Genomic DNA, 17539 nt, shown 5'->3' on the forward strand with positions numbered 1-17539 from the left:
GACTGAATGAGTTTGATTTAAATAGAACTGCTATGGTAACAAATTTACATATTGCTACAAAATTGGCTGCGTAAATTTAAATCATATGCTGCTCTAGTACAACGTTTCACTGAATCTGTCTTACACTGCCATTCCCGCGCAGGCGGAAATCCATAGCCCAATTTAGCTCCTCACTTCACCTGGGAGATAGATTCCCGCCTATCTGCTCAGACAGGCTGAAATTGAATGCAAAAAAGATTGCATGCCTTAACGCTTATCTGATAAATTCAAAAAAATAATAAGCTATTGATTTGATAAATGATATAGTATGCAGGTTACTCTTTTGCTGAAGATGGGTTCTTTGACAGTGTAATGTGGTGTAAGAGTTAGCTGCTATTTTCATATTTACCGTAATGGTGTTAATTTAGCTGGGTTGCTCACAAATAAGGCACGACCTGTTGTTATACCAACTAAATTATCGATTTTATAGAGAATTTTTATGGAAATAGTGTTGACTTTGACAAAGTAGCACTTGATAATTTGTCCATGTACGTTCTCGGATTAGAGCGATGATTGCGTACTGTAGTCAATGTCACTTTGGTGGATTGATAGCTAAACGGGAAATTAATAATAAAAAGTGGAGATGAAGCATGTTAAATCTGAAAAAAACAGCGGTAGCTGTTCTTGCTTTAGGTAGCAGTGCAGTATTTGCTGGAACCATGGGCCCTGTTTGTACCCCTGGTAATGTAACTGTTCCTTGCGAAAGAACCGCTTGGGATTTTGGCGTACAGGCACTGTATCTTCAGCCTGCTTACAACGCTGATTTTGCTTACGGCCCTTATTCAACTGATGGAGTTTACACTCGTTATCATGATAACAATGCTGATTGGGGATGGGGATTCAAGCTGGAAGGCTCTTACCACTTCAATACCGGCAATGACTTGAACCTTAACTGGTACCACTGGAATAAGAAGACCAGAAATAACTACGCTGGTGTTCTGTTTGATGGTATTGACGCGCCATTTTTTGGTGCTACCCGTTTTGAGCCAAAATGGGATGCTGTTAACCTGGAGTTCGGTCAGCATGTAGACTTCGGCGATTATAAAGACATCCGCTTCCACGCTGGTGTTCAATACGCTCGTATCGAACATGAAATCAGAGCTGCTGGTTCTATGTTTGCGCCAGGTTCTCTGCCAAGCATCGCTCTGACCTCTAACCACAAGTACAATGGTTTTGGTCCTCGTATCGGTGCTGACATGACCTACAACTTCGGTAACGGTTTTGCCATCTACGGTAATGGTGCTACTGCAATCCTGGTTGGTGATGCCAAATTCAACAGCTCTGCTGCAACCAGTGCTTTCGGTCCATTGCTGCCTACTTTTGCCAGAGTTAGCGGTTCTAAAACCACTATCGTTCCTGAAGTAGAAGCCAAGTTGGGTGCTAAATACACCTACGCTATGGCTCAAGGTGATCTGACTCTGGATGCTGGCTGGATGTGGGTTAACTACTTCAATGCTAACCACTACATCAGCACTGCCGGTACCTTCCGTGAAACCGATTTCGGTATCCAAGGTCCTTACGTTGGTTTGAAATGGGTTGGTAACGTGTAATTTGTCAACCTGACAGATGCTTTATAAAAGCCCATCCTAGTTGATGGGCTTTTTTTTGACAATGGAGTGATTAATGTTGAAAAAAACAACCTTAGCTGTTCTTGGTTTAGCAGCAAGCGGATTCGTTTCAGCAGGGATGTATTCTCCGCCACCAGCACCTTCTTGTGCCCCTGGCGATGTTACGGTTCCTTGTGAAGCAAAACGATGGGATATTGGTGTGCAGGCTTTGTATTTAAAGCCAACCTATGATGCAGACAGAGGCTATGAATTTACCCCCGCCGGTACTTTAAGGGAAGCTAATGATGACTGGAGCTGGGGTTATCGTTTGGAAGGATCTTATCATTTTAATACAGGCAATGATGTGACCATGACCTGGATGCATTTTGATAATGATTCAACACAGTCTGGTTTTGCTGGTCTGACGCCTTTTTCCGGGGCTTCTTTTGTTCCATTCAACCTGTCTCTGGATACTCGCTTTGATCAGGTGAATCTTGTCATGGGGCAGCATGTTGATATCGGATTGCTGAAAGATGCTCGCTTCTATGGTGGTTTGCAATACACCAGAATCCGGGTTGATGCACGAAACCGATATCTGGCTACACCCGTTGCGATTGCTCCTGTTGCGCCCGGCGGGTTTGTCCTGAATCGCAATGTCGATTTCAATGGCTTAGGTCCCGTTATTGGTGTGGATTACGCCTATAATCTAACCCACGGCTTTAGCCTGACAGCTAATCTTGCTGGTTCTATTCTCTATGGTTCAAGCCGCTATAACTCTGCTTTTGCATTTTCTCCAAGCGGGTTAGTACCGGCCGGTGTATATGCCAGTAGAAAATCGATAGTACCTGGTGTTGAAGCCAAGCTGGGACTAAATTACGCTCATGAACTGGCTCAGGGCACTTTTAATATTGAAGGTGGTTATCAGGTTGTTAACTACTTCAATGCTCTGGAAACAAGAGGTGTTACCGGTTTTGGCGTTGCTGGAGACTCTGACTTTGGACTTTATGGCCCTTATATAGGGGTCAAGTGGGTAGGTAATGTTTAACTATTAAAAGCCCGAAAGGGCTTTTTTTATGTTGTTTCTATTTTACCCTGCCTTCGCTTCTTGCAGCCAGGTAATCTCATGATGGCTTCTAAAGATCAAGTGGGTTGATGGTTGCGTTATTACGCTGAGGCTGGGAGCTATAATATGGCTTGCGCTTAAGCAATCCGGTGACTAATAAAAATTGTGCAAGATAGTAACTAAGCATGACGGCAATGTCAGCCCATGTCTTGTCAAAGATGAAATAATTTAACGCTAAAATAAAATCCGATAATAAGAACAAACAGGCACCAATGATAATTGGTAGTGGATATTGGACTACCTGAAAAGCAGTGAATACCATTAAGGTTAGCATGCATAGGTAGATGGTAACAGGAAGAGCCATGTTTCCCAGATAAGGGATGAGGTAACGATAGCCTAAGCTGATTAATAATAAGACCGGAATAAAATAAATTAGCCGCATAATACGAAATTGACTATCCTGCAGGTATAAACCGATATAAATGCAGTGGGTCAGCAGGAAGGCTATGATACCTGCTTTCAGTGCAGCCTCACCTGGTAGCGTCAAAACCACATCGCCAAGCATGGAAAACCCCAGGGCAGCAATCAGCAATCCTTTTGATTGCCACAAAAGACTGGATCGTGAGGTTAACCTTATCAAGAGAAGAATTGGTATGGGCTTTAGGATTGTGGTAAACGGGTATTGGATAAAAGGTAGAAGGAAAAGGTAGAGCCCCATGCTGATAAGGACTAGTGAATGAAACGATTTTGATTGTTTTCCCGGCATTTAAGGGCTCCTGTTAATTTTTATCATGCTATCAAACTTATCCGTTCAGAGATTTGTTATTTGCCAAAATTTGTTTTAATATTGCCTGACTTGGGTTTTTTTGGATCAGTAAATATGAAAAAAATAGCGGTTATCCTAATTGCAGCAATGTTTCTGTCAATCGGCAATGCCAGCAAGCTTAGTAAATTTTTAGATAAGATGGAAGAAAAGAATAAAGCGCGTCAGGCACGTGAATGGCAGCAAGATATGGAGTTTAGTGATTTTGTTTTTCGCCTGGATAAGCGCTATACAGATGAGCGTGGTCAACACTGCCGTGATTATGTGTTCAGGGCGCGCAGTAACCCATACCGACATGGTTATTATACGGTATGCGATGAGCGCTAGGTTCTGTGCACTTATCTACTATCTTGGCCAAAAAGCCTTGATTTTCTGCGCTCCGATGCTCACATACTTCGATGTATGCTCCGCTTCGGTGCTCGCCAATCAAGGCTTTTTGACTCAAGCTAGCGATAAGGGCACAGAACCTAGTCAGTCAATGGGTCTTTTGCGAAATCCTACTGTATACAAAGCGTAATGACTTCCACTTGCGCCTTTACAGCGTGGAAGTTCTACTGGTTAACTGCGTTGATGAAACAGATTGCGGATTGCGTCAGGAATGGCAACGGATTTATTCTCCACATAGTCTACCCAGACGATTTTACTTGTACCCTGGGTCATTAGCGCTTCATTTTGAAAAATTTCATGATCCATCATGATGCTGGAATGGCCTAAACTGTGGACACTGCTTATTAATGTCAAGGTTGCCGGATAAACGATAGGTCTGAGAAAAGTGCAGGCCACATGAATGACCACCGGTCCAATGGCTTGCTTCATATCAAAATCAAAGCTTTCTAACCATTCGATGCGGGCTTGCTGGAAATAATCAAAATAACGTCCATTATTTACATGGCCCAGGGCATCCATGTCCCCCCATTCAATGGCGAAAATCTTTTTATGAACATTTATTTTTTGCTCGGTCATGATAAATCCATTGGATCCATATCCACATTCCAGCGAACAAGATGAGTTAATTTATTTATTGTTAACCACTCCCGAAGTTGCGTCAATGTGGTTTGCAATTTTTTCCGTGAAGGGGATTTAACAAGCAGTTGCATACGGTGTTGATTGGCTTTTCTTGCCAGGGGGGCAGGGGCGGGGCCTAATACGTTGATCTCCTGGGAGACTAGTTGTTTTTTGATGCGCTGAAGAAAACCAAGTACTTTCTCAGCTGATTTGTCTTGAGCCCTTATCATGGCTAAAAAGTGATAAGGTGGGAATTGGGCTTCCTGCCTTGAGGCTAATAATGCCTCGGCAAAAGCTTCATAGCCTTCTTGAATAAGCAAATTAAGCAGGGGGTGGTGAGGCAAATGGGTCTGGATGACTACCTGCCCTGGGAAGTGCGCGCGCCCGGCGCGGCCAGCGACCTGAGTCAGTAATTGACCCAGGCGCTCAAGGGCGCGGAAATCCTGGTTAAAAAAACCAGCGTCTGCATCAAGGATTACCACCAGGGTTAAACGTGGGAAATGGTGCCCTTTGGCGAGCATCTGGGTTCCGACAATCAATGTCGCCTCGCCTTTTGCAATGCGTTCAAGATGGTTATTCAGGGCGTTTTTTCTTTGAACCACGTCACGGTCAATTCGCAGCAGACTGGCATCAGGGAATTGCTCCGCCAGGTACTCATAGATACGTTGGGTCCCTGCACCAATCGGCATTAGCTCCTTGCTATGGCATTTTTTACACTGCGAAGGAATGGGATTGGCCAGACCGCAGTGATGGCAGATCAGACGGGCTGACTTCCGGTGCAAGGTGAAGTGGCTATCACAGGCTGGGCAATCAGCTATCCAGCCACAGGAACAGAGTAATACAGGGGCAAATCCACGGCGGTTAATAAAGATTAAAACCTGGTTGTTCTGTTTCAGATGCTCATTAATGATGTTTAAACTGTTGGTTGCCAGCCCATGTTGTAAAGGCGTATGGCGAATATCAAGGATTTGATAATGCAAGGGGTTACTGTTGAGGGCTTTCTGATTGAGGCGCAACAGAGAATATTTTCCCTGCAGGCAATTATAAAGGCTTTCAAGGCTTGGCGTTGCTGACCCTAAAATGACGGGAATATCGGCTTTGTAGGCACGGAGAAGCGCTGTGTCTCGGGCTGAGTAACGAACGCCCTCCATTTGTTTGAGTGAAAGGTCATGTTCTTCATCAATAACGATTAAACCTAACGTCGGCATGGGGGTGAAAATTGCAGTTCGCGTGCCGATGACGAGTTTTACCAGATTATTGCTGGCAAGTTGCCAGGCATATTGGCGCTCAGTCTCATTTAAATTGGAATGGATAACCACCATCGGTTCATTAAATCGTGCCTTGAAACGTGTCAGAAGTTGAGGGGTCAAGCCAATTTCAGGAACCAGTATAAGCACCTGCCTGCCTTGCGCCAATACTTGGGAAATAACCTGAAAATAAACTTCCGTCTTCCCGCTACCCGTCACCCCATACAGTAAAAAGCAATGGTATTTATTTAAATGATGGCTAATGGTATGAACGGCAGCTCCCTGCTCAGGATTGAGGATTAGTGGCTGGTTTATAGTTTGGTTTACCTGAACAGGCAATGCAATACGCTGATGTACCTGGAGAATGCCAAGTTCCACAAGCGGCTTAAACTGGGGCTGTTTGAAGTCTTTATCCAGCAGGGTTTTCTTACTAACTCCTGCCTCCTGTCGGGCGAGAAAATCAATTAGCGCATGTTGCCTATGGGCTCGGGTTGTAATCAATGCATGTGCTTTGTCCGCAGGCAAGGCTAATTGGTAATAATCGGTTACAGGCAATTGGCTCTTTTTACCCAGGCGATAAGTTTTAGGTAAGGCTAAAGGAATGACCTCAGACAACGGCGATTGATAATAATGGCTTACCCACTGGCAAAGTTCAAGCAAGCTGTCGCTTAACAGGGGCTGCTCATCAATGACCTCATGGATCAATTTAAGTGTATCGGGTGCGGTCTGGTTGCTTGCCCCTTTGCCGATAACGATCCCCAGACGGGTTTGCTTGCGGAAAGGAACCCAGACCCGGGCGCCAATGCAGGGGTGGAGTGTTGGAGACCGGTAATCAAAAAAATCGTAATGGGTGTGAGGAATGCAGACTTTATAAATAGTATCCATAGCCTAAGGGCGTTGCCATTGATGGCTTGCGGATTGTCCGGGTGCGGAAAAAACCTTTACAACCACTTTTTCAATACGGTGCCTGTCTAATTCAGCAGTATCTCTGATTAATTCCTCAACAAACCATCGGGAGAGTTCCTCTACAGTGATATTAGAGAGGGGCATGAGGGTAACGTCTTCTTTAAGGAAGGGGATTTTTTTATGGTTAAAAGTAAAGTAATAATAGTCGTCATCTTCCGCATACTGCAAAAAGGGGGAAAACTGCGGCATCAGGAAAGTCTGATTTAAATGGCGGCATAATTTATGGATACGTTCCTTATAATAGCGGTAATCAAACGTCATGCCATTTTCTTCAACCCAGGTTGTCAGCGCCAGGTAAACACCGTACATATGCCCATGTAAAGGCTCGCGTTCAGTAGCGGAGAAAATGGTGGTGTGGCCTGCGGAAAATTTCATCGACTCTTTTTGCAGTTCCACTGTGGTTAAATATTTTTTCATAAACTTGCTCGCTTATCCTGCAATTGAAAGCCCATCAATGCTATATCCAGCTTTTTTGTCAATGCAATCACTTTAAAGAGCTCCCCCATTTCGCTCGGCTGCAGCAGTTGTTTAACGGCTTGCTGCCTGTTCAGATGGCCAGGCTCATCATTCATCTGTGCAAACAAGCTTAGCAAACCGCAGGCCAGCAAGAAAGAGGCTTGATTGGTATACCCTGCAATATGAAAACCGGCTGCATGGGCAGTTTCTGCAACCTGGGTGAAATCAACATGGGCGGTGATATCCTGTTCGCCAGGATGGATGAGAGGATTGCCGTGAGCCTGATGTTGATAGTGGCACATTAAAGTGCCCATATTGCGATCGGGGTGATAATACTCATGCCGGGGAAAGCCATAATCAATTAAAAGGACGACCCCTTTTTCCAGCATGGCATAACACTGTTGAATCCAGCCATCCATAAACAAATTAGCTTCTGATTGGTAGGGAAGCAAATCATCTGCCAGCACGGTTGCTACATAAGCCTGCAGGCGCTGATCGCTGCATGGCTTAAATATTTCCTTAAGTTCGCCATTGTCATCAAGGGTAACATGGCTTTCTAACAAGCCCTCTTCGGTGTTAAGAAAACGATGGACAGGCATGGCATCCAGCACTTCATTGGCAATGATGACACCGGTAAAGGGTGTTTGCGGCCATTGGTCAAGCCAATGGATTCGATCGAGTAAATGCGGGATTTTTTCCTGTACCAATGCTTGTTGCCGTTGTTTTAAATTACTGCTGACTTCCAGGATAAAATAAGTTTCCGGGAGTGCATCCAGTTTTTCAAGTTGTAGTAAAATATCAACGCACAGGCGCCCTGAGCCAGCCCCAAACTCGAATAAACAGGGATTTTCCAGGGCACTAAACACTTGCTGGCATTGATTGGCCAGGGTTTGAGCGAATAAGGGCGTCAACTCCGGTGCGGTGATGAAGTCACCCTGAGGCCCGAATTTTTGTAGTCCCGAACTATAGTAGCCAAGACCAGGCGCATACAATGCTTGCTGCATGAATTGGACAAAAGGGATAGCACCCTGCTGCTTAATTTGCTGAGATAATAAAGTCAATAAAGTCATAGTTGATTAAAAATTATAAAACGAGGAAACATACCTTGAATCATGTTAATAAACAAGCCACAAAAGTCGCGTTGATTACCGGTGCTGCAAGACGCATAGGTGCTGCAATGGTAAGAAAACTCCATCAGGCTAATTTTAAAACAGTCATCCATTGTCATCAATCCCTGAATGATGCAGATAACCTGGCCCGGGAGCTAAATCAGCAACGCGAGGATAGTGCCTGTGTGGTGCAAGGAAATCTAATGGCTCCTCATGCGGCAGAGAAAATAATTGCGGCAACGGTAGATTGGGGCAAACGTCTGGACTTGCTAATTAATAATGCATCGGTGTTTACTGCTACCGCACTGGATTCGGCAGTCGATAAAACAGATTGGGACTCCTTGTTTAATGTCAATGTGAAGCTTCCCTTTCAATTGAGTCTTGCAGCTTATCCTTATCTTAAAAAGCATCAAGGCAGCATTATTAACATTACCGATATTCACGCGGATAAGCCCCTGAAAGGCTATGCGGTTTATTGCCAGACTAAAGCGGCTTTAGCCATGCAGACAAAAGCGCTGGCCCGCGAATTTGCCCCCCATGTGCGTGTCAATGCCATTGCTCCGGGCGCTATTGCCTGGCCTGAAAATGAAAATAGCTTAAGTGCCGAGATCCAGGAAAAAATTATTGCCCAAACCCCCCTGAGGTGTCATGGGCAGCCCAATTTTATTGCCCAGACCCTGCTTACTTTCATTGAAAACCCTTTTATTACAGGCCAGATACTGGCTGTGGATGGGGGGCGGAGTATTGGCTAGGATTTTTCCCGCCAGAAAGCGGTTCGCTGAAATGGAAATTTTGTAGATAGCTTGCAATTTGAGCCAGGTTTTCAAGGGCGTAAAAAGCATGTAACTGCTCTTTGGTGAACCATGGTTTGAAGTAATAGCGAAACAGGGATTTACTTTGCAGCAGGGCTTTGTGTTCATTTTCCAGTCCGGCCAATTGTTGCAGATGTTGCATAAATAGCGCTTTAAGCCGGACATCCTCTATAACTAATCTTTTTTCCTCTAATAAATGCTCAAAGAGCCAGGGCTTGCCGGTGCCTGCGCGGCTTACCATATAGCCATCGCACAGACTGGTTTTCAGGGCATGCAAAAGACTGTCCCTGTCAAAAATATCACCGTTGGCAATGACTGGTATGGACACTGCCGATTTGATTTTCGCTATTTGATTAAAGTCAGATGGGTTATCATAGTTATCTGCCCAATGCCTGCCATGAACGATAATCGCATCCGCCCCTGCTTCTTCTATTGCCCTGGCCAACTGAATGTCAGTAGCATTTCTCTGAATGCGGATTTTAACGGTTAGGGGGATGGTGATTGTTGCCCGTACTTTGCTGATAATTGCGGCAAGTTGTTGAGGTTTATCAAGCAGGGCGCTGCCCGCCCCTTTTTTACGAATTTTGCTTTTTGGACAACCACAATTAATATCAATCAAATCTGCCCCAAGCTGCTCAAGACAGGCGGATGCCTGGGCCATTATCACAGGATCAGAGCCTGAAATTTGATAGCAAAGTGTTTTTTCTTTTGCTGAGCGAAACAGGTAGCGGGAATTTGCCTTATGCTTATGGAGCACATCATGGGCGGAGACCATTTCTGTCACACAATAAGCAGGGGGAGTATATTGATAGAAGAGTTCCCGAAAAGGGGCACAACTGAAACCGGCCAAAGGGCCTTGGATTAGACGATTGGCTAATTGCAGTTTGCCAATGGATAATGGGCTGCCAAGAAAATTCATTAAAAAGCATTAAAAGCAAGTTTCTAAATTGTTTTCTATTATACACATCAATTATGATCGGCGCTGTTTTGTTTGCTTTAATCGCACCCTGCTTTAAACAATTAAATAAGGTAACCATGGATAAGACCTATTTTTCGCCTTTAGAGTTACTAAAGATCGCTACCCAGCATGCTTATTGTGCAGAACATTTGCTGCAATGCCACGGGGAAATCAGTACCGCTGATCATCAGGCAGTCGATGCTTTAGAGGCTGTGACCTCGCTGATGCATATGGCTTTTGAATTGACGTTTAAAGCTTACCTGCTCCATGACCATAAAAAGATCATTCAGCATAAACGGTTGCTGGAGCTGTTAGAATTAAACAGCGAATTGGGGCTGTCTGCTAAAGACAGACATTTGTTGAAAATTTTATCAAGGCAGCAGGGCTTCCGCAAAGGGATTGATTATAATTTGTGGCAAGACAGGCAACAGTTACATGTATTTTGCATGGAAATCATTGCGCTTTATGAGCAATTGCAGCGGTTGATGCCTATTGAGTTACAAGCGAGCTATCAGAGCGTTTAACAGCAAGTCTGGCAAACAGGGCATCTGCTAAATTGAGGAATTCAGCCTTGGCAGCAGTCAGATTTCACGTTAGGATTATCATTTTTTTATGGGATAAGATGAATGGAGCAACCTAAAGTTATTTCAACCCAGGGTGTGCAGGAGCAGTTTTCCAGAATAAGTGCACACCTTAATGCACGTATTCTCGGTCAGGAAAGCCTTATTTCAAGATTATTGATTGCCTTGCTGGCGGATGGCCATTTGTTAGTGGAGGGTGCTCCCGGGCTTGCGAAAACACGTGCTGTTAAAGAATTATCCGCGGCAGTGGAGGGCGATTTTCATCGTATCCAGTTTACACCGGATTTATTGCCCGGGGATTTGACAGGCACTGAGGTCTATCGCCCTGAAAATGGTTCCTTTGTCTTTCAGCCAGGCCCAATTTTTCATCATATGCTCCTTGCCGATGAAATTAACCGTGCTCCTGCCAAGGTACAGTCAGCTTTGCTGGAAGCTATGGCCGAACGGCAGGTAACTATTGGCGGCACAACCTACCCTTTGCCGGAGCTGTTTTTGGTAATGGCTACGCAAAATCCCATTGAGCAAGAGGGTACTTATCCGTTACCGGAAGCGCAGCTTGATCGCTTCCTGATGTATGTAAAAATTGCTTACCCTGATACTCAGGTGGAGCGGGATATCCTTTCTTTAGCCCGCACCGAGGCAATCGGAGCCTTGGAGTTAACTGGGAAAGCATCAACAATTAAGCCTTTAACGCAGACGGACCTTTTTGAAGCGCGGCGAGAGGTATTAAAGGTGCATACCAGCGAAGCGCTGGATAACTATTTAGTCCAACTGGTTGTAGCGACCCGCAATCCTGCCGTGTATAGTGAGGAGTTGGCTCGCTGGTTACGTTATGGCGCCAGTCCGCGGGCAACAATTGCCCTGGATCGCTGTGCCAAGGCGCATGCCTGGCTTGCTGGCCGTAATTATGTGACACCGGAGGATATCCATATCATTGCTCATGATGTATTAAGGCATCGCATCCTGTTAACCTTTGAGGCAGAGGCGGAAGGGATAAGCAGTGATCAGTTTATCGATTCCTTGTTACGGTTAATTGCTGTCCCCTAGGGGAGTGTTATGGCTGATGGCTTAATTGCTGAACTGGATGAATTAATTGCTTTCAAACGCTATGCTCAGCGGACAAATTACCAGTCCTTGAAGAATACCGTTCATCCAGGGAATCATCATGCAAAATTACGAGGCAGGGGCATGGATTTTGCCGAAGTTCGCAATTACCAGGCTGGTGATGAGATCCGCCATATGGAATGGCGAGTGACTGCCCGTACTGGTCGTCCACATATCAAGCTTTACCAGGAGGAGCGAGAGAGGCCTGTTGTGCTGCTTTGTGATTTTAATCCGTCGATGTATTTTGGCACCCGATTGGCTTTTAAATCGGTTGTTGCTGCCCGGTTAGCCGCCATGATTGCCTGGACTGCCGTTAGGCAGGGTGACAAAGTGGGGGGGTTAATCTACTCCGCAACCGGGCATAATGAATTTAACCCGCGTGGCCGTAATTTAGGCGTTTTGCCTTTATTGGCTGCCCTGAGCCACTACACCCGGGAAATCCCAGGGAATGATAACGGGCAAAATTCGCCCAAGTCCTTAAGTGATACCCTCGTTCGTTTAAGGCGGGTAGCAAGGCCAGGTAGCATATTGGTAATCATCAGTGACTTTTACCAGTTGGATGAAGAGAGCGAGCGCCATTTGGGACGGCTGCGGGCCAGTAATGATGTTTTAGCCTATCATGTTTGTGATCCTCTGGAACTCGCACCGCCCAAGCCGCAACATTACCCTATTACTGATGGCAGACAGGAAGTCCTCCTTGATATGACCAGGAAGGAAGTCAGCGATGGGTATCAACTCTATTGCGAGCAACGGATTGCTGCTCTACAGGCTTTATTTAACCGCTTGCAAATCCAATATGTGCAGGTGAATGCGCAAACCAATATACCTAAACTGGTATGGCGGACTTTTCCGGGGAGGTCAGGTGGCTGATTCGCGATTGCTGGAAAAATTGCATGATATTCATCTGCCTGAACCAATTAGCTGGTGGCCGCTTGCGCCGGGTTGGTATGCTTTAATCTTAAGCGCCATATTGGTTGTTGGTCTGTTGATCCATTGGGGTTATCGCTATTATAGGCAAGGTCGCGCCAGGCGCGAAGCGTTGCAACTCCTGAATTGTTATTGGCAAGCGTATCAGCGTGGTGAGAACAGTCAACAAAGCAGCAGCCGGATTTCTGAATTATTGCGCCGTGTCGCATTAGTTTATTTCCCCAGACAACAGGTTGCAGGATTGCAAGGCTCAGACTGGATTAAATTTTTAAACAGCACGGGAAAAGGCGTGGATTTTAATACCGTAAAGCATTGCCTGCTGGAGTTGCCCTATCAGGAGGCAAAATCGGTTGATTTAAAACCGCTTTTTTCTTGTGCAAAGGCCTGGATCAGACAGCGAGGTACTCCATGTTCGAGTTAGCCTTACCTTGGGTTTTAATATTATTGCCCCTTCCCCTGCTCCTTTGGCTTTTTTTACCGCAACTGCTCCTTCAGTTGCCTACAGCAATGAAAGTACCCTTTTTCAGTGCCATGCAAAAGATCATGGAGGATAGGAAGCCCGGTTTGGCTAATCAAGGGCAAATAGGATTACTATTATTAGTTTGGTGTCTGATGCTGTTTGCCCTTGCGGGACCTCGTTGGGTGGGTGAGCCTCAGCTGTTGGAGCGGGAGGGCCGCAATATCATGTTGGCACTTGATTTGTCAGGGAGTATGGAGCTGGATGATATGATCCTCAATGGCCGACCAGTCAGTCGTTTGGCAGTCGTTAAGCGCGCAGCAGAACAATTTGTCCGTGAACGGGTCGGGGATCGGATCGGTTTAATCTTATTTGGTACCCGTGCTTACCTGCAGACCCCATTAACGTATGATCGTCAATCCCTGTTGTTAAGGCTTGAAGATGCAACGGTTGGTCTTGCAGGGAAAACAACGTCCATTGGTGATGCTCTGGGGCTGGCTGTGAAACGGTTGCAAAATGTGCCTGCTGAGGGGCGGGTCATCATATTATTGACTGACGGGGCGAATAATTCCGGTGTGTTGCCGCCATTGAAGGCGGCAGAGCTGGCTAAGCTCGATGGCATCAAGGTTTATACAATCGGCCTGGGTGCGGAAAGCGATCCGCGGGCTTTGGGTGGCGTATTCATCAACCTGAATGCCTCTGCTGACCTCGATGAAGAGACGCTGCAGAAAGTTGCTGAAATAACCGGTGGTCGTTATTTCCGTGCTACAGACAGCCAATCGTTGAATAGCATTTATGAGACAATCAACCAATTGGAAACAGTAGCTCAGGAGCAGGCAACCATTCGTCCCCAATATGAATATTACCCCTGGTTCCTGGGCATCGCTTTCCTGTTGTTTATTTATTGGCTTATCAGCAAAACCCATTTACTAACCGCTTTTAAGTTGGCAGTCAACCAGAGGCTTGATCATGATGACTGAATTTCATTTTCTTCGTCCCTGGTGGTTGGTTGCTATTTTACCCTTGCTTTGGGCAGGCTGGCGGCTTTGGTGCCAAAACACCCAGTTAGATGCCTGGGGCGCTGTTTGTGACCAGCATTTACTGAGGCATTTAATGCTCTCCAGGAATCAAGGCAAACGGCATGGTGCATTGTTATTATTATTGCTTAGCGGTTTGTGCATGATTATTAGCCTGGCTGGACCGAGTTGGTCTCGTTTGCCAGTACCAACCTACCAACAAATTCAACCCAATGTCCTGATTCTCGATCTTTCTGATACGATGTTGGATCAGGATTTATCCCCTGATCGGTTGAGTCGAGCCAAATTTAAACTGCATGATCTCTTTCGTCGTTCCAATACAGGTCAATTTGGCCTGGTTGTTTATACCGGAGAACCTTTTGTCGTTTCACCACTGACTGAAGACGCTAAAACGATTGATGCCTTGGTTGATTCCCTTAGTCCAGACATTATGCCGGTGAGAGGCCAACGGTTAGACAGCGCACTTGATCAAGCTGCCAGGCTTATTAGCCAGGCCGGTTTTCACCGGGGAAAAATCCTGGTGTTAACAGGAGAAACACCCGACAGCGATGCGATTGATACGGCAAAGGTACTGGCAGAGAAGCATATTTTTACTTCCGTGATGCCAATTAGAGCGGATGCATCACTAAACCCCTTATTTCAGCGTCTGGCTTCAGCAGGGCAGGGACGATTAGTACCACTTAGAGATGATGGAGGTGATTTGCAGCAATGGCTTGAATCGCCTACCGCTGAAGAGTTCAAACGCAGCCAGCAAAATGATGCGCCTGTCTGGCGTGATGAGGGCCGCTGGTTCTTATTGCCAGCCCTGATGTTGTTATTGCCAGCATTTAGGCGGGGATGGCTGCAGAGGATAGCTTCATGAGGAAAATTGGCATCTTGTTTCTCATCAGTTTCGCTTGTAATAGTTACAGCTTTGGCTGGTCCGATTTTTGGCTTACCAAAGATCAGCAGGCACAATCCCTGATGCAAAAAGGGGAATTTGAAAAAGCAGAAAAGGTTTTCCAGCAAAAGGAGTGGCGGGCTGCTGCTGCTTACCGCGCGGGGAATTATGAGCAGGCGGCCAGGTATTATCAGTCTCTAAACAATGCACAGGGTTATTATAACCAAGGAAATGCCCTGGCCAAAGCAGGCCAATATCAGCAGGCGATTAAAGCCTATGATAAGGCACTGGCTTTAAATCCTGCGAATCAGGACGCCCACTATAACCGTAAATTGCTTGAGGAATTATTAAACCAGCAGGATAAAAACCAGCAGGATAAAGACCAGCAGGATAAAAACCAGCAGGATAAAGACCAGCAGGATAAAGACCAGCAGGATAAAGACCAGCAGGATAAAGACCAGCAGGATAAAGACCAGCAGGATAAAGACCAGCAGGACAAAGACCAGCAGGATAAAGACCAGCAGGACAAAGACCAGCAAGACAAAGACCAGCAGGACAAAGACCAGCAGGATAAAGACCAGCAGGACAAGCGAGATAACAATCCAAACAGTGAAAATTCAGTCATGGAGCGTGAAAAGCAGCAGGCGAAGGAGCAGTGGTTACGATTGATTCCTGATGATCCGGGCGGATTGATGCGGGAGAAATTTTTACGAGATCATATACGCAGGCAACGTGGATGGTATCAATGAAAAAACTTTTGCTTGGTTTATTATTGTTGTTTTCCTCTCTTGGCTTTGCTGCCATAACTATGCAGCTTGAATCTTCAATTGTTAATGAAGGGGAACCGTTCCGCCTTGTTTTAACCCTTGACGGTTCTCAAACTGGCCGCCTGCCAGATTTAACCCCGCTGCAAAATGACTTTATCATTCTTGGCACACAACGTAGCATGAATTACAGTGTGACTAATGGCCAGGCTCAAGCGGTAAATCAATGGCTTATATTGTTAATGCCTAAAAGGGTCGGTATGCTGACTATCCCCTCGATTCAGATAGGCCAGGAGAAAACAACAGCAGCGAGTATAGAGGTTAGAGGGCGAGCTGCAAAGCCTAGGCAGTCTGGCATGGCTTCCCAGGAGGTTATGTTGGCGGCTGAGGTGAATGAGGCAAGTCCTTATGTAAATCAACAGGTCATTTATACGGTCAAGCTCTATAGTAGCCGTCGTCTGGTTGATGCAGAATACCAGGCGCCCCAGGTAGAGGATGCGCTTCTTATCCCCCTGGGTTCGGGCAATCATTACCAACGTGTGGAAAATGGGCGTGTGTATACGGTTGATGAGCAACAATATGCCTTATTTCCGCAAAAAAGCGGTGAATTAAAGATAAAGCCCCCGATATTTCAGGCGCTTGTCTATGATGTCTTCTCTAAAAGGGTAAAGGTTCAGGCTAACCCTGTTTCTCTTAAGGTCAAGGCGATGCCGGCACAATTTTCAGCAGCACGCTGGCTTCCCGCCAAGCAGGTTTCCTTAAGTGAAGCTTATGAGGACAATAGCTTGTCGTTTAAACAGGGAAGTACTCTGGTGCGTACAGTCTCTTTGCAGGCAGTGGCGGTTCCTGCCCAACTCCTGCCTCGGCTGGATTTTGCTGTAAATCATAGCGATTTTTCGGTATACCCGGAAAATCCTTCTGAAAAAAATACTATCAGGCAGGGCGATTTAATCGGTACGACAACGATGAAACTGACGTATCTGTTGGATAAACCAGGGCAAATTACTATTCCGGCGCTTAAATTAACCTGGTTTAATACACTAACCGGTAAAGAAGAGCGCAGTGAGTTGCCTGAACGCACCCTGCATGTAACCGCGGTTTCTACCGGCGGTCAAGCCTCTTCTTCACCTGCCAGTGTCAAATCTGAGAAAGTATTGGGCGACTCTGATTTGGTTGATGGCAATAAAAGAGAAGCCTCCTTGCCCCAAGGCGATGAATCTTCAATGTTTGCCTGGTGGCTTGCCGGTGGTTTTGCATTAGCCTGGCTGCTGACTCTGGGGTTATGGTTGCAACGACGGCCGCAGCATTCCCCTTCTCCAAAGTCCAGGCCGATCGTTAAACGTCTGCAGCAAGCTTGCCTGGGAAACAACCCCCGGGATGCGCGAGATGCCTTGATTCAGTGGGCTCGGTTACAATGGCCTCAGGCAAATGTGCTAAACCTGATGGATATTGAAAAGATAATTGATGACGAGCCACTAAAACAGCAAATAACGCTTCTTTTCCAGGCTTTATATCATAATGAGAGGCAGACCTCGTGGCATGGAGAAGCCCTGTGGCGTTGCATCGTTTCGTTTACTCCCCCCAAATCCGCTGCCGCGAAGATGCCGTTACCGCCGATTCATAAATTATAAGGGCAGTGTTATAGCAAATTTACTGAATTTTTAACAGAGTTCTCGCTATTTGGTGGACGCTGGGTTATAATCAAATTACTTGAGACTTAGCTTCCTGGCTGGAAACAGTGTTCTTCGTGAAAAATCCCTCCTT

At 45.9% G+C, this 17539-nt stretch carries 18 protein-coding genes; 12 read left to right on the forward strand and 6 right to left on the reverse strand.

The genetic code is table 11. From position 1 onward, the window contains the following. The first annotated feature begins 629 nt into the window (after positions 1-629). Both E1O65_RS10600 and E1O65_RS10605 read left to right on the forward strand, forming a co-directional pair. Positions 630-1589 carry an Lpg1974 family pore-forming outer membrane protein gene (locus E1O65_RS10600; RefSeq protein WP_133133578.1) on the forward strand — a complete coding sequence of 320 codons (960 nt, stop codon included), beginning with the start codon at positions 630-632 and terminating at the stop codon, positions 1587-1589. A gap of 73 nt (positions 1590-1662) precedes the next feature. Next, on the forward strand, positions 1663-2631 hold the full coding sequence (locus tag E1O65_RS10605; protein ID WP_133133579.1) for an Lpg1974 family pore-forming outer membrane protein: 969 nt from the start codon (positions 1663-1665) through the stop codon (positions 2629-2631). Positions 2632-2719: 88 nt separating this feature from the next. Here E1O65_RS10605 and E1O65_RS10610 read toward each other — a convergent pair whose 3' ends face one another. Then, positions 2720-3415, reverse strand: a complete 696-nt coding sequence (locus E1O65_RS10610) for a lysoplasmalogenase (protein ID WP_133133580.1) — start codon at positions 3413-3415, stop codon at positions 2720-2722. A 114-nt stretch (positions 3416-3529) separates the two neighbouring features. On the opposite strand from E1O65_RS10610, the gene E1O65_RS10615 reads away from it, so the two are divergent. Next, positions 3530-3799 carry a hypothetical protein gene (locus E1O65_RS10615; protein WP_133133581.1) on the forward strand — a complete coding sequence of 90 codons (270 nt, stop codon included), beginning with the start codon at positions 3530-3532 and terminating at the stop codon, positions 3797-3799. A 231-nt stretch (positions 3800-4030) separates the two neighbouring features. On the opposite strand, the gene E1O65_RS10620 is transcribed toward E1O65_RS10615, so the two are convergent. From E1O65_RS10620 to E1O65_RS10635, 4 genes are read right to left on the reverse strand one after another with little or no spacing between them, the layout of a single operon-like run. Then, positions 4031-4435 carry a thioesterase family protein gene (locus E1O65_RS10620; RefSeq protein ID WP_133133582.1) on the reverse strand — a complete coding sequence of 135 codons (405 nt, stop codon included), beginning with the start codon at positions 4433-4435 and terminating at the stop codon, positions 4031-4033. Further along, positions 4432-6609 carry a primosomal protein N' gene (locus E1O65_RS10625; protein WP_133133583.1) on the reverse strand — a complete coding sequence of 726 codons (2178 nt, stop codon included), beginning with the start codon at positions 6607-6609 and terminating at the stop codon, positions 4432-4434. The genes E1O65_RS10620 and E1O65_RS10625 overlap by 4 nt, the downstream gene beginning before the upstream one ends. A 3-nt stretch (positions 6610-6612) precedes the next feature. After that, positions 6613-7107, reverse strand: coding sequence for a 6-carboxytetrahydropterin synthase (locus E1O65_RS10630; protein ID WP_133133584.1), 495 nt, complete (start codon positions 7105-7107; stop codon positions 6613-6615). After that, positions 7104-8216, reverse strand: coding sequence for an SAM-dependent methyltransferase (locus E1O65_RS10635; protein WP_133133585.1), 1113 nt, complete (start codon positions 8214-8216; stop codon positions 7104-7106). Before E1O65_RS10635 ends, E1O65_RS10630 begins: the two co-directional genes overlap by 4 nt. A 35-nt stretch (positions 8217-8251) precedes the next feature. Here E1O65_RS10635 and E1O65_RS10640 point away from each other — a divergent pair, with 35 nt between their 5' ends. Further along, positions 8252-9007, forward strand: a complete 756-nt coding sequence (locus E1O65_RS10640) for a pteridine reductase (RefSeq protein ID WP_133133586.1) — start codon at positions 8252-8254, stop codon at positions 9005-9007. On the opposite strand, the gene E1O65_RS10645 is transcribed toward E1O65_RS10640, so the two are convergent. After that, the gene (locus E1O65_RS10645) at positions 8961-9986 is read right to left on the reverse strand and encodes a tRNA-dihydrouridine synthase family protein (RefSeq protein WP_133133587.1); all 1026 of its coding nucleotides are present in this window, start codon (positions 9984-9986) and stop codon (positions 8961-8963) included. The genes E1O65_RS10640 and E1O65_RS10645 overlap by 47 nt on opposite strands. 116 nt (positions 9987-10102) lie before the next feature. Between E1O65_RS10645 and E1O65_RS10650 the strand changes: the two genes are divergently transcribed. From E1O65_RS10650 to E1O65_RS10685, 8 genes are all read left to right on the forward strand, one after another. Continuing rightward, positions 10103-10549, forward strand: a complete 447-nt coding sequence (locus E1O65_RS10650) for a hypothetical protein (RefSeq protein ID WP_133133588.1) — start codon at positions 10103-10105, stop codon at positions 10547-10549. 102 nt (positions 10550-10651) lie between these two features. Next, positions 10652-11653: a MoxR family ATPase gene (locus tag E1O65_RS10655; protein WP_133133589.1), complete on the forward strand. Its 1002-nt coding sequence runs from the start codon at positions 10652-10654 to the stop codon at positions 11651-11653. Between the two features lie 9 nt (positions 11654-11662). Next, entirely contained in the window at positions 11663-12580 is a 918-nt protein-coding gene (locus E1O65_RS10660) for a DUF58 domain-containing protein (protein ID WP_133133590.1), read from the forward strand. Beyond that, complete coding sequence (locus tag E1O65_RS10665) at positions 12573-13058, forward strand: DUF4381 domain-containing protein (protein ID WP_133133591.1); 486 nt, start codon at positions 12573-12575, stop codon at positions 13056-13058. Before E1O65_RS10660 ends, E1O65_RS10665 begins: the two co-directional genes overlap by 8 nt. Continuing rightward, complete coding sequence (locus tag E1O65_RS10670) at positions 13046-14074, forward strand: VWA domain-containing protein (protein ID WP_133133592.1); 1029 nt, start codon at positions 13046-13048, stop codon at positions 14072-14074. The genes E1O65_RS10665 and E1O65_RS10670 overlap by 13 nt, the downstream gene beginning before the upstream one ends. Further along, positions 14064-14993: a VWA domain-containing protein gene (locus E1O65_RS10675; RefSeq protein WP_133133593.1), complete on the forward strand. Its 930-nt coding sequence runs from the start codon at positions 14064-14066 to the stop codon at positions 14991-14993. The genes E1O65_RS10670 and E1O65_RS10675 overlap by 11 nt, the downstream gene beginning before the upstream one ends. Further along, entirely contained in the window at positions 14990-15760 is a 771-nt protein-coding gene (locus E1O65_RS10680) for a tetratricopeptide repeat protein (RefSeq protein ID WP_133133594.1), read from the forward strand. The genes E1O65_RS10675 and E1O65_RS10680 overlap by 4 nt, the downstream gene beginning before the upstream one ends. Beyond that, entirely contained in the window at positions 15757-17406 is a 1650-nt protein-coding gene (locus E1O65_RS10685; RefSeq protein ID WP_165474956.1) for a BatD family protein, read from the forward strand. Before E1O65_RS10680 ends, E1O65_RS10685 begins: the two co-directional genes overlap by 4 nt. Positions 17407-17539 lie beyond the last annotated feature (133 nt).

The sequence above is a fragment of the Legionella sp. W10-070 genome, from assembly GCF_900640175.1.
In the GTDB taxonomy this organism is placed as follows: domain Bacteria; phylum Pseudomonadota; class Gammaproteobacteria; order Legionellales; family Legionellaceae; genus Tatlockia.

Excerpts from the sequence above, each read along its gene's own strand:
- E1O65_RS10600 (WP_133133578.1), top strand. The coding sequence starts at position 630 with ATGTTAAATCTGAAAAAAACAGCGGTAGCTGTTCTTGCTTTAGGTAGC.
- E1O65_RS10605 (WP_133133579.1), top strand. The coding sequence starts at position 1,663 with ATGTTGAAAAAAACAACCTTAGCTGTTCTTGGTTTAGCAGCAAGCGGA.
- E1O65_RS10610 (WP_133133580.1), bottom strand. The coding sequence starts at position 3,415 with ATGCCGGGAAAACAATCAAAATCGTTTCATTCACTAGTCCTTATCAGC.
- E1O65_RS10615 (WP_133133581.1), top strand. The coding sequence starts at position 3,530 with ATGAAAAAAATAGCGGTTATCCTAATTGCAGCAATGTTTCTGTCAATC.
- E1O65_RS10620 (WP_133133582.1), bottom strand. The coding sequence starts at position 4,435 with ATGACCGAGCAAAAAATAAATGTTCATAAAAAGATTTTCGCCATTGAA.
- E1O65_RS10625 (WP_133133583.1), bottom strand. The coding sequence starts at position 6,609 with ATGGATACTATTTATAAAGTCTGCATTCCTCACACCCATTACGATTTT.
- E1O65_RS10630 (WP_133133584.1), bottom strand. The coding sequence starts at position 7,107 with ATGAAAAAATATTTAACCACAGTGGAACTGCAAAAAGAGTCGATGAAA.
- E1O65_RS10635 (WP_133133585.1), bottom strand. The coding sequence starts at position 8,216 with ATGACTTTATTGACTTTATTATCTCAGCAAATTAAGCAGCAGGGTGCT.
- E1O65_RS10645 (WP_133133587.1), bottom strand. The coding sequence starts at position 9,986 with ATGAATTTTCTTGGCAGCCCATTATCCATTGGCAAACTGCAATTAGCC.
- E1O65_RS10650 (WP_133133588.1), top strand. The coding sequence starts at position 10,103 with ATGGATAAGACCTATTTTTCGCCTTTAGAGTTACTAAAGATCGCTACC.
- E1O65_RS10655 (WP_133133589.1), top strand. The coding sequence starts at position 10,652 with ATGGAGCAACCTAAAGTTATTTCAACCCAGGGTGTGCAGGAGCAGTTT.
- E1O65_RS10660 (WP_133133590.1), top strand. The coding sequence starts at position 11,663 with ATGGCTGATGGCTTAATTGCTGAACTGGATGAATTAATTGCTTTCAAA.
- E1O65_RS10670 (WP_133133592.1), top strand. The coding sequence starts at position 13,046 with ATGTTCGAGTTAGCCTTACCTTGGGTTTTAATATTATTGCCCCTTCCC.
- E1O65_RS10675 (WP_133133593.1), top strand. The coding sequence starts at position 14,064 with ATGATGACTGAATTTCATTTTCTTCGTCCCTGGTGGTTGGTTGCTATT.
- E1O65_RS10680 (WP_133133594.1), top strand. The coding sequence starts at position 14,990 with ATGAGGAAAATTGGCATCTTGTTTCTCATCAGTTTCGCTTGTAATAGT.
- E1O65_RS10685 (WP_165474956.1), top strand. The coding sequence starts at position 15,757 with ATGAAAAAACTTTTGCTTGGTTTATTATTGTTGTTTTCCTCTCTTGGC.